The 13,261-nt window shown below is 43.2% G+C and carries 1 protein-coding gene; it reads left to right on the top strand.

The genetic code is table 11. The annotated features are described in order from the left end of the window. Nucleotides 1-28 precede the first annotated feature (28 nt). On the top strand, nucleotides 29-13,261 hold a 13,233-nt coding region (locus HT725_RS03965; protein WP_173253113.1), incomplete at its 3' end, for a Rib/alpha-like domain-containing protein.

The following is a 13,261-nucleotide window of genomic DNA, read 5'->3' on the forward strand; positions in this document are numbered from 1 at the left end:
GAAAGGAAAAATGAGAGGTAATTCAATCATGAAAAAATCATATCGTGATGATAACGGGGAAAAGATTTTCCGTTACTCCATTCGTAAATATCATTTTGGTGCCGCCAGCGTTGCTGTTGCAGCCTTGATGTTTTTTGCGAATGGGGCTGTGGCGGCGAGAGAGACAATTACTCCAGCCACGGCAAGTGATGTCGTTACGGCAGGTTCTGATGGCAATGCAGATGGTGATTTAGGAAGCTCGGATGAGGGAGACTCGAACAAGGTTCTAACTGACCAGCCAGCTGAACTCAAAGCAGCTGATGAGGTGAAAACGCAAGAAGCTCCAGCTGAGGGAACCAATCAAGGGCAAGCAGGAGCTGAGTCTAACTCTGCTCAGTCCGAGACAAATTCAGCTAACCAAGAACCTTCTCAAGCAGGAGAAGTAAAAGAGCAGCCGACCGTCGCTGATACGACAGCAGCCAAATCGACTCAAGGGAATCTGCAAGCTTTGTTGGAAAAACTAACGCTTAGCTCAATGCAGGAACTCCATGCTGAAGTGGAAGCGCGTTTAGCAGCAGCTAAGGCAGTTTTGGAAGATCCAAAAGCGACGCAAGCGCAGGTTGATGAGCAAGCAAGACTGATGGCTGAGCTTATGAGCCGTGTCAATCAAGCCTTGACACCTAGCCTAGAAACTCCAACAATCTTGGAAAAAGCAGGTCTGACATCTACAGGTTTGGCATCTACTGGACTTGCTACTCCAGAGGGAGCTACGACTGCGCAACCAAGTGGAGGAAAAGGTCGTAGAAGAGCTTTGAGCGAGCCTACATCAGATGAAAATCAAGTTACGCCATCTGCTGGAGGAGACTCAACAGGTTCTGGAGCTGGCTCTCAAACGACTCCACAGACGCTCCCAACCTACACCAACACAGAAGGTAAAAATGGTGTTTATGACCTAAAAGATGAGCTAGAGTTTATCACTAATCAACTCCGAGCAAACAATGCGTCGGAAGATAAGATCCAAGCAGCGAAGGCAGCTGTTGATAAGTTCAATGAGGCCTTCTCTAAAGGCGATACCATCAGTCAAGAAGATTTTAATGCTGCCTTAGCAGATCTGAAAAAATCTCGTGGACTGATCGAAGGGGTACTTCGTGAAAATGATGTGAATGCAGGAGAAGTAACAGGACCTGTAAATCCAGCCGAGTCTGCAACTCCAAGCGAAAACAATGTAACCATCCAACCGCGCACCAACACTACAGGATGGTCGGGTTTCCGCAATGTGCCAGCAGGTGCTCCACGAACACGTGCGGCTCGTTCAATTGAGGAACGTGCAGGGGAGGGGCGTGTAGGGCCAGGAAGTTACTTTATTGATAAGTATACGAGTTACTTTGATAAAGGTGATGACTCAACATCTCCTTACGATAAGTACACTTATGTTTACTATAATGTTAAGAGACAAACTTCTGCAGGTAAAGATGACCCTGTGGTAGATATCTTGAAGTATTTGAATGAAAAAGTCACCAAAGTAAAGGCGAACCCAGCTAGAGGTGTTAAAAAAGGAATTGACTGGGAAATCACAGTTAATCCTAATCATCAAAATCTCCAAAATATGAGTTTCTTCTTTACCCTTCCTAAAGGGCAAACTTTGGTTAGAAATAGCTTTACCATTACTAGGGAAACGGCTACTGAGAGGCATTCGTTTTCATCTTCTGGAAACGGAAATGATGATGAGATAACTGCCAGCTTAAAAGCTGCAGGTCTGACGGATGTAAGGAAAGGAACCACGGAACGAACAACTGCTCCAGCGCCAACTAAATTCAAGGGTTCTGTTTATGACTATGAAGTATCAACCCTTTCTGGTTTGGCTAAACAAGGTGTTTTTTTTCAGAGGAACCATGAATCCTCAGATGAAGTAAAACTTGGAGACAAGAAGTTTGACCAAATTGAGAAAGATACGCAGACGGTCTATTATGGTCAACTAGGAGTTATAGAAAATGGCGTTTACTCTGTAGACCCAAGTGCTGCTTATAGAATTACCTTTAGAACGGAAGGTAGCGATAAGATAACCAACTTAAGCTATCTGTCTGGTCTCAAGGGGGTGGATGTAAACAGTGGAGGTAACCCACGTAGACTATTAGTCCAACAATGGTATGCTCGCACACCAGGCGAAGTAGATTCTACGGATAAGTTTAAATTTGACTTGACAGGGAATCACTATTACCCTGTTAATCAAAATACAGTCAACTCCAAGTTTTTACCAGGATACAATACTTATCAAGTGACTAAGAATGGTATCATCTATAAAAATAGATATGATGAGTCTAACGAACCCTATAACCCACAAATTGACGGGGTAATCTCTGTAGAAAGTCGTGCCGGACAGACCATTGACGGGTACAAAAATTTTGACATTACTTCATATGGAGATTATTTCAATGAAAATGGTGTTAAGTTAGAAAAAGAGCGAGAAGGGAAAGCTGAAGCTACTAGACAAGGTCAAACGTGGCACTTGTACAGAGTTGGTGAAAATACGGAAATAAGTAAGGAAGACTTGACCCGAGATGCTATTTTGACTCCGGGTGTTCATGCCTATAAGTATGTCAGAACCTTTACCGATGGTTCTAGTGACTCTGACGTTTTCTACTTTGTGACCAAGCCGAAGACTCCAACCTTAGATACAGACTTGAGCAAGCTAGGGACGGTCAACCCTGTCACAATCAAGGCTAGTGGTGGAGCAGGCAACTCTAAAATGGTTCTCTATCGAAAACTATCTAATGGCAACTTGGAAGAGGTGACGAGTGCGACTGCAAATGCATCAGGAGTTGCAACCTTTACAAATGTAACCCTACCAGCCTTGGGGACCTATCTTGTTAAGACAGTTGTGGATGGACACTGGTTAGATGAACGCAATAATGGCGAAAAACATGATACTGTAGAATCAGACCCATCAAATGAGAGAGATACTCTTAAATTTGAAATGGGGATCAGCACAGGAAACATACCGGGTACACAGAAACCCAACCTAAAAGATGAGAAGGTTATCCCGTATCCAGCTAATGACATTGTTACAAACAACAGTGTTAAGTTTATTGCTAGAAGTTCTAAGAATATTAAGAAATTAGTTGTTACAGGTGCAGAAAATATCGTAGCTGCCAACGAGTGGCGTACGGATGGACTAAATAGCCAAGAAGCGACTATTAGAATAGAGAAACCAAATGGTTTTGATGGCAATAAACGTGGAGTTTATGAGTTGACTGTAACTGCAACTGCAGAAGACAACTCAACCTCTACCTATAAAACCCATCTCTTTATTCCACCAACAGCAGGAAGTTTTGAGACGACGAGTGATGACCTACGTGAAAAATCCAATAGCAAACCACAAGTGACGGCAACAGGACTCTTAACCAACGCAGCAGTTTTGTCGGGTTACGAGTGGAAAGCTTACTTGGTAAAAGGAGGTCAAAACAACCCTAACTCTTATGTTCAGGAAGCTCAAAATTATACGGTAGTAGCAGCTACCAATATTCAAGCTGACGGGAAAGCGATCTTTAAAGAAGCTGACTATCGTCAAACGGAGATTGGAACAGATAATTTGCGTTTGGTAACAGCTCTGGTAAAAACTGGGACTGACCAGGTGTTTGAAAATCTCAACTCTAGTCTGAGTGAGAGCACAATCAAGGCTACCGTTCCTCGAACAGACTATGCCCAAAAACCAGGACGCTTAACCTTTATCCAAGGGGAAACACCTACTTGGGGAAATCCTAAGGACTACTTCACTTATGGAGATGGCTCTGCTATCGGGGCAGATAGAACTTTCCTATGGAAAGAGAATCCTCAGACTTTTAATGTTACTGCACCGAAAAATCCTGACTTAACAGTAGGTACTGGAAAAACTGTGGATGTTTTAGCGTCTTATCCTGGACGCGGTACTGTAACACTGAAGTTGACTTATGATGTAGTCGCGCCTGTAACCCCTAAGAACAGCATGTATACGGTCAAAGGGAAAGACTTTGTCAAGCCAAACACCACGACTGCGGCAGTAGCATCAGACTTCTATAACAATACCGAAGGTAAGACTATCGCGTGGAAGGCTGGCTCAGAGCCAAATAAAAATGCGGCTGCGGGTCAAAACCATACAGCAACAGCGGTTGTGACCTATCCAGGAGTGGATAGAAACGGTCAACCTATTACTAGAGAAGTTACTACAAACTATACGACAGTTAATACAGTTCTAGTAAAAGATGTCTTCACTGCTACTCAAGGCGGTAAATTGACAACAGGAAATGACTCTGAGGCTTCAAGCTATACACGAGCAGAAACGGGTTCAAAAACTCATATCCAACGTGAAGAGTTTGTTCCTACAAGTCGAACAACTGCGACAGCTCCATCAACTGCCAAGGCTGGAAGTCTCAATAAAGAGATTAAAGTCACTTACGATAATGGTCAGACCCAAAACCTAGGGCTTGTTACCAGCGTGACACCAAGCGCTCCGACCATTACAAGTGATTTGCAGGACAAAGCAGGCTTGACAAACCAAACAATCACAGTGTCTAACGTCCCAGAAGACGGCACGGTAGAAGTCAAGCTAACGGCTAATGGCACAACGATTCCAAATACCACTGTGAGACGTGTTGGAAGCGTAGCAGAAGTTACGGTTAGAGGAGAATTGCCAGCTGGAACTATCAAGGCAAGCACAAAAGTAACAAATAATACTTACTCCTATACAGAAGGAAGAGCTAAAGATATAGCCTTGACCTCTCCTGAAAGTGGCGCTCAAGCTGCAACCTATAAACTGGCTACCAAGAAGCTCTATACTGTCAAAGATGATGCAGCGAACTTTACAGCTTCAGATTATGTTTATTGGGATAAAAATGGCACAAAAACGGCTCTACCGCAAGGAACAACCGTAACATGGGTACGTCCTGTTGCGACAACGACAGCCGGCGAACAAGATTATCAAGTCACCGTCCGTGTTCCTAACCAGGCAGATACGACCTTGACAGTTCCAGTTAAAGTTTATGACAAGGTGACTCTCAAGGCATCAACACATACCAATGCCAAGGGGAAATTAGCAAATGGAGACAATGCAGCAAACTATGTAACTGGAGTAACTCCGGGAGTGACAGTTGCATGGCAAGGAGGCCGAGTGCCAGATGTCAGTCAAGCAAATCCAAATCTAAAAGGCAATATTGAAGTTTCTTATGCTACAGATGACGCTGCAAATCCGATTAAACGGAACTTGCAAGTGAGTCTACCGACTTATAGCGCAACTCAGACAATCTTTACAAAAGAAACGACGGTAGGGACCACGTTTAATAATTCTAGTACTTATGACAATTTTACCCATGATTATCCAGTCCCAGGCAATAGGGTAGTTAAAGCTTTCTGGGAATCAGCAAGTAATTACCATAATGCATCTAGAAATGGCGCTGCTACGACTTTAGGAAAAGTAGTGGATAAGATTCATGTTTATTTCCCAAATGCAGATGGAGTGCAGGACTATAACGACGATCGAGTACAAGAACTAGCTGTTACCTTTATTGTGAAACCTAAGACTCCGTCTATAGATGAAGCATCGGTTAGCGGAAAAGCAGAAAAGAACAATCAAACCGTAACGATTAACAATGTGACACCAGGAACAACTGTTGAGCTCTACAACGGCGATACGAAAATTGGTTCTGTAGATGTACCAAAAACTGGAAATGAAACGGATACATCGACGAAGACGGCTAACATAACAGTAAACGGAGTGTTGCCATACACGACAAATCTTCGCGTTAAAACCATTTACCAACCAACTAATCCTGACCAAAACGTAGCTTCTGACTTTAGTGCTAGTGTGACAAGCACGACCCAAGCACCACAGGCACCTACAGTGTCTCAAAGTCCAGAAGACTTGGTTGTTAAATCAGAAGTGGGACAAGATGGCGCTACGAAAGCGACTTTGACCTATGTCAATGCTAATGGTGATACCAGAACAGTAGGCTTTACGAAAAATGGAGGTTACTGGGATAAGGATAATGCCAACGCCGACACTACAGTGTCCATTATAAATGGTACAAACGGAAGAGGAGAAATCCAAATCCAACCAGATACAGCCAGAGCAGGATCAACTGTAACAGTTGTACAGAAGACAGATAAATCGGCTATTAGTGCCCCGGGAACTACCAGGGCTTTGGGACGCTTAAATGGCTTGACAAATACAGCTCAAGCTGATGGTTCTGTGGAGATTCGTATTCCAGAAACTGCAACTCGTATGACTTTGACCTATACACCACAGGGTCAAACAGCACCTAAGACATTGGAATATACTAAAACGGGAACAACCTGGACGTCACATAATGGAATAGATACCTATTCACTTGATCGTAAGATTATTATTCCGAAAGCTAATGTGGTGGATGGTTCAACAGTTTCGGTCATCGCATCAAATAACGATAGAACAACTACTACAGTAGAAAGTAAAGCCAAGTTTGAACAACCGAGCGCAACGACTAGTGCTACACGTCAAAATGGTGATGTAGAAGTTACCTTACCGACAGATGCAGACAATGTGACCCTAACTTATAAGAATAGACAAAACACCAATATCACAGTAACACTGGCTAAACAAGGAAATACTTGGAGTCCTTCAACAAACTTACCAGATGGTATCAGCCTAGCAAATGGTAAGGTTACGCTTGACTATACGAAGGTAAATAGGGATACAAATATCACAACAGCCTCTACTAGAGGACAAGGTGATGTCAAGTCACAAGCAAATAATGGGAATCATTCTATCCCAGAACACACAGCTCCAACAACCCAAAACGTTGTTATCGCTGCAGGTGCTACGCCTACAAATGAGCAATTAGCTACAGGTGTAACAGTCGCAACCAAACAATCCGTTGTAGCAAAAGAGACACAAACTGCTATTGCTGCAGGAACGACTAAAGTTGTTGCAACTACCTTGACTTACCAAGATGGGTCAACAGAAGATGTAAATATAACGGTTAAATCAAGACCAAATACTCCAACAGTAACTAAGAGTCGAGAAAATCTTGTTGATGAAGCTTTGGAATCTACAGCGCGTAGCATTTCAGGAACAGCAGCTCCAAGGGCAACTGTAACAATCACCTTGCAAGATGGAACACACCGTACTGCGCAAGCGGATGAAAACGGTGCATGGAGTTATACTCTAACAGATAGAGAAGTGTTATCTTATACACCTAATGGTTTTAATAACAATAGAACAGATACTCTAGGGGTTAATTCAACTCGTGTTAAAGTTTCGCAAACGGTAGACAATATTTCTTCTGCTGAAAAAGAGATAGATGTTTATCTAGGAAATGCCAATGTGGTAGGAGCGGTAGCGGCTGGTCGTGATATTGATTTGAGCATTCCACACGATGCGTACACAGTAGCAGTAAAAGTGGCAGGTAGAGGAAGTGATATCGGAATTACTCGAGATGCTACAGGAAACTGGAGAATTGTGGATGCTAGAGATCGTGATGCTATAGAGATTGTTCAAGGTAGTGCGAATCAGGATCCGAGTCGCATAAATCTAACACTTAGGTTGAAAAACACCGATCCAGCAAGTACACCTAGCTTTAGGCTTCAAAAAGGTGATAACAAGATAGAGACACGTGTTCATGTACCGATAGGTGATAATATTTGGGGTAGACCTGCTAGCGGATGGGTTGGAAGCTCGGTAACCAATACACTTCCAACAGTAGAATGGCAGTCTGGAAAAGAAGTTCAGGAAGGTCAAACCATTCCATCGCCAACGGTCGATGAGTTGAAAGATTACTTTGCGGGTCATGACGTTGAGGATGATGCAGGCAAGACAGTAGGATACGGAGCTTCTTCACGAAGGAAATTACGTGTTCGTGTATTCACTGGTCGAGATACTGCTCGCAATATCGAGGGTACTTCTGTCGGTGCTCAAGCAAATGGTCGAATCGCTCCAGGTACCTATACTCTTGTCTTATCAACAATAGATGCTGCAGGAGAAGAGTCTACTACACTAGAAAAAAATGTTGTGATTAAAAGTCATGCGGACTATTATCGTGACACTGTTAAGTACCCAACAGATGCTGAAAAAGTCACCTATAATGATACAGACATCACGAATGGTAACTTTACACCAGCAGCCAAAACAAACTTTAAAGATAAGATCCAAGAGCTAAATCGTACGGTACTTCCAGCTACAACAACCTATACAGCTGGTAATACAGACGATAAGACCAAGGTAGCTGTGCTTGGTTTCCCAGATGGTTCTACTATTGATATTTCTCATACACAAGTAGCCAAACCAGAAGCTCCGATAGTGACGTTGACTCATGATGATAAAGTATCGGATGCTGATCGCACAATTTCTGGTACAGCGCTTCAAAACGCGACAAAAGTTACGATTCATTTCCAAGATGGACGTGGTGAGCTAGGACATGCAGATGTTACACCTGCTAATGGTAAATGGACTTATACTCTTCCACCAGGACGTTACCTTCGTCAAACAGAACAATCAAGTCTACCAGGTTCTTCAACTGTACCATTATCTGTAACACAAACAGTATTTGATGCAGTTAGTGACGCTAAGAAAGTATATGTTGCAAAAGACCGTAACTTTGAAGGAAAAGCAATAGTAGGTAAAGCAGGAGATCAAGAACTTACTAATCTGAAGAATGATCCTAGATTAGGAATTAAGTACACAGAAAGAAATGTTCCAAAAGATTTTCCAAGCGACTTTTCTGCAAGTTGGAAGGAAACACCAAATATCACAGAAGTCGGAACTAGAACCTATATTGCCAAAGTATTTGAAGCAAATAAAGCAGATGCGGTTGCTCAAGAAATTGAAGTAGAAGTAACTGTAAAAGCAGCTACCCCAGATCAAGTGGTGGCAAGCCACAAACAAAATGGAGATGCAGTCTTAACACCGCCAACAAATGCGGACAAAGTAACCATCACGTATACGGACAAAGTTGGAGCACAACAGACGGTCAAACTATCAAAAGAAGGCCAAAACTGGAGTGTAACAGAAGGAAAAGCAGGTTTACTACAGGATGGCAAAGTGGTACTAGGCTATAAAGACCTCGACAGAAGTCAAGCTATCCAAGCAAGTGCCACAGCAGGAAGCGACAAGTACCTAAGTGACGCTTCAAGCACCCAATACACAGTACCAGAACACAGTGTGACCATCACTCCAATCACAAGAGCACAAAGCGATAGCCTACAACCAAGAGCCATCGAAGATGCAGTGACAGTAGACAACAAAGCAAGTGTAGTGAAAAAAGGAGACTTACCAGAAAGTATCGGTAAGAACAAGATTGCAGCGACGGTAACGTATGATGATCAAAGTACAGAAGATGTAGAAATTCCGTACACTATCAAACCAGACGCACCAAGTGTTCAAACAAGTATAGGAAAAGTAGGAGCAACCAGTGTAACTGTAAACGGAGTCACTCCAGGAACAACCGTAGTCTTGTATGATGTAAGCAATCCAACAAATCCAAGAGAATTAGGACGCAAAGACATCACAGGAACAACGGGAGACGCCAAAGAAAATGGAGTAGACGTAACAGTCACAACTCTAACAAAAGATCAAAAAATCGCAGCGAAAGTGATCTACAAACCAACATCACAAGACGAGCGAACAGAATCAGACTTAGGAGAAAGCCTAACAGTTAGAGAAGGACTAGCCGTAAATAGCATCCATGCGATTAAGGGCGAAGCTTACACAGGTGAAGCTAAAGGACGTATTCGCTACAACGACAATACAGACGAAGCGCTTAGAACCAACCTACCAGACAACGCAACAGTAGAATGGAAAGATAACCAAGCACCAGACTACAACGCGGTTGGAACAAGAAACTACACGGCGGTAGTGACAATACCAGGACAAGGAAGTACAGAAGTAGAAGTACCTGTCCATGTATATCCAACAGCTAGCTTGAAGAAATCAAGCTACACGAACAAGTTGGGTAGCTTGTCAAACGGCACAGCAGCTTCTAACTATGTTTCATTTGAAGGTACAGACAGTAAGCCAAATAACGTAACAGTTCGTTGGAAAGATGGTACCCCAGATGTATCTAGCGTGTCTGCAGACCGTAAGGCTAAGATAGAAGTTGTCTACCCAGGAAATGGCTCTGCGACGGATACAGTTGTGAGAGAATTGGAAGTATCCCTTCCAACCTACCACTCGGTAGCTAAGGCTACAGAGTACACTCTAACAGTAGGAGAAAACTTCGACACAAACGCGAAGAACTATGTGACAACAAGTCCAACAGCGCCACAAGGTATAGAATATGCATGGAAGACAGATGGCACAGCCAACCAAGAATACGGTTCAGATACATGGGGCGGAGTAAATGGCGACTGGATTGGTAAGAAGACCAACAAGGTTAAGGTTTACTATCCAAACGCAGATGGAGGCAATGAGAAATCAGAAGCTCTAGCAGAAGAGACACAAGAAATCACCTTCATCAAAAAACCAGCCAAACCAAGCATTACAACCGACTTGGAATGGAAATCAGGCACAAGATCAGTAGTAGAAGTAGGCAATGTCACAAGCGGCACACGAGTAGTCTTGTATGATGAGCAAGGAAACGAGCTAGGACATACAGACGTACCAAAAGGCACAGACTATGCGACAGCAACGACTACAACCATTACACCGACAAAAGACTTACCAAAAGGAAAAGTCTACGTTAAAACAATCTACATGCCAGATAACCAAGCAGAGAAAGTAGAATCTGACAAATCAGATGATGTGACAGCTAAGTTAAACGAGCTAAGTGCAAAAGGAAGCATCCAAACACTAGCAGGCTCAGGCAACATAGCAGGCACAGACACTCTAAATGCGCAAACCTTAGGCAAACTCTTACGTCAAGAAAATGCAGGAGTAGACTTTACAGGAGCAACGGCTCAGTGGAAAGACAAAACAGCATTAGAAAAAGGCGTTGCAGGAACACGAGTAGAAACCTTACTAGTGAAACTAAAAGGTCAAACAGAAAACCAAGAAGTCCAAGTAACGGTGACAACTCTAGCCCAACCAAGTGCAAAAGCAGTCTTGAGAGAAAAAGATGCCAACATCACAAATGACAATCTATCACACTACGTAACAGCAGAAGGCAACGGCACACTAAGTTGGGAAAATGATCCAGCAGAAGTGAAAGTAGGACAAAGCTTACCACGTATCAAAGTAACGTATCCACAAAACGGAGTAGCATTGACAGACATAACAGATCAATACATCACTCCAAGTGTATACAGCTTAGAAGCAAAAGCAGATGCGAAAACGACTGTAACGGTAGGAGACACCTTCACTCCACAAGCAAGTGACTATGTCGTACCAGTAGCAAACACAAGTGCGTTACCAAACGGAACAACCTACACATGGAAAGATGGCAATGCACCGACATCAGCTACAGTAGGAAAAGCAAACTACACAGTAGTGACAAGGTTTGGAACAGGTACAGACGTACCAGAAGAACTTCGAGGTCAGAGTGTAGAAACTACAGTAGAGATTACAGTCCTATCACAAAAACCATCGCAACCAGCCTTAGCCCAAGACCGAACAAGTTTAGAGATTACAGCAGTAGTAGGTAAAGAGGATTCAAGAAAAGCAGAACTTCGCTTTACAGACGCAGCAGGTCAAGAACAGACAGTAAGCTTCACAAAAGGAACAAACGGACAATGGGATAAAGATGATGCCAATGCACAACCGACCGTTCAAATTACAAACAACGTAGATGGAACAGCGACAGTGCACATGACAAGTGGAACAGCCAAAGTAGGAACAACCGTATACGCTAAACAGAAGAAAGACAACTCAGAGTTTAGTGAAGAGGGAAGCCTTGTAGCTAAAGACCGCTTAAACGGCGTAAATGCGACAACAAAAGCTGATGGTTCAGTAGATGTAACAGTTCCACAAGAAGCCGACAAAGCAAGAGTAACCTACACGCCAGAAGGAGAAACATCACCTAAGACGGTAGAGATTACAAAACAAGCAGACGGCAACTGGGCACTACCACAAGACTCAGGACTAGAACTTCGCAAAGACGACGCGACAGGTCAAGTAACCGTAACCGTACCAGCAGACAAAGTCAAAGATGGAACAAAAGTTACGGGAGATGCCGAAAGCGCAACGAAACTAAGTGAAGAAAAAGAAGCGACTGCAAAAGCACCGCAACCAAATGAGTTTAGTGAACATGTACGCGACAACGGCGATGTAGAAATTACAATTCCAGAAAATGCGGACAGCGCAACCATCAACTATCCAGTAAGCGATACAGAAATTAAGACAGTAACGCTTACAAAAGAAGCAGATGGAAGATGGACAGCGCCACAGGACTCAGGTATCACGATTACAAATCCACAAGACAATAGCGCAAGCAAAGTAACTGTACCAAGCGATAAGATTTCAGGCAACCGTACGATTACAGCGACAGCTAAGGCAGGAACAGGAACAGGAGAAAGTACACAACGCGACTTCACTACAACTGTACCAGAGCATCAAAAACCAACTGTAGCAGAAATCACAGTAGGGGCAGGAGCAACGCCAACAGCAGAGCAAATCAATGCGGCAATAACAGCTACTAAGAAACAAAACGCAGTAGCCAAAGGAAACTTAACACCAGTAGGTGCAGGAACAAGCGCGACAGTCAAAGCAGTAGTAACTTATGCGGATGGATCAACAGAAGAAGTAGATGTAACGGTTAACTCTAAGACAGCTACCCCAGATCAAGTGGTGGCAAGCCACAAACAAAATGGAGATGCAGTCTTAACACCGCCAACAAATGCGGACAAAGTAACCATCACGTATACGGACAAAGTTGGAGCACAACAGACGGTCAAACTATCAAAAGAAGGCCAAAACTGGAGTGTAACAGAAGGAAAAGCAGGTTTACTACAGGATGGCAAAGTGGTACTAGGATACAAAGACATCGACAGAAGTCAAGCTATCCAAGCAAGTGCCACAGCAGGAAGCGACAAGTACCTAAGTGACGCTTCAAGCACCCAATACACAGTACCAGAACACAGTGTGACTACAAATACACTAGTCAAACCATACAAACAAAATGTTACAGATAATGATTTGTTAGACGCTGTAAATGCTGAACACAAACAGACTGTTAATCTGAAAGATGGAACAAGTTATCCTACAACAGATGGTTTCCATGATATTGAACTTACAGTGACATATGAAGATGGTAGTACGGAAAATGTACCAGCCAAATACAAAGTCACAGATGCTTCTAAAGGGACTATCGACAAAGCGGCTGAGACTAAGAAAGCTGAGATTGAT

This window comes from Streptococcus sp. 2579 (assembly GCF_013277195.1).
Classification (GTDB): Bacteria; Bacillota; Bacilli; order Lactobacillales; family Streptococcaceae; genus Streptococcus.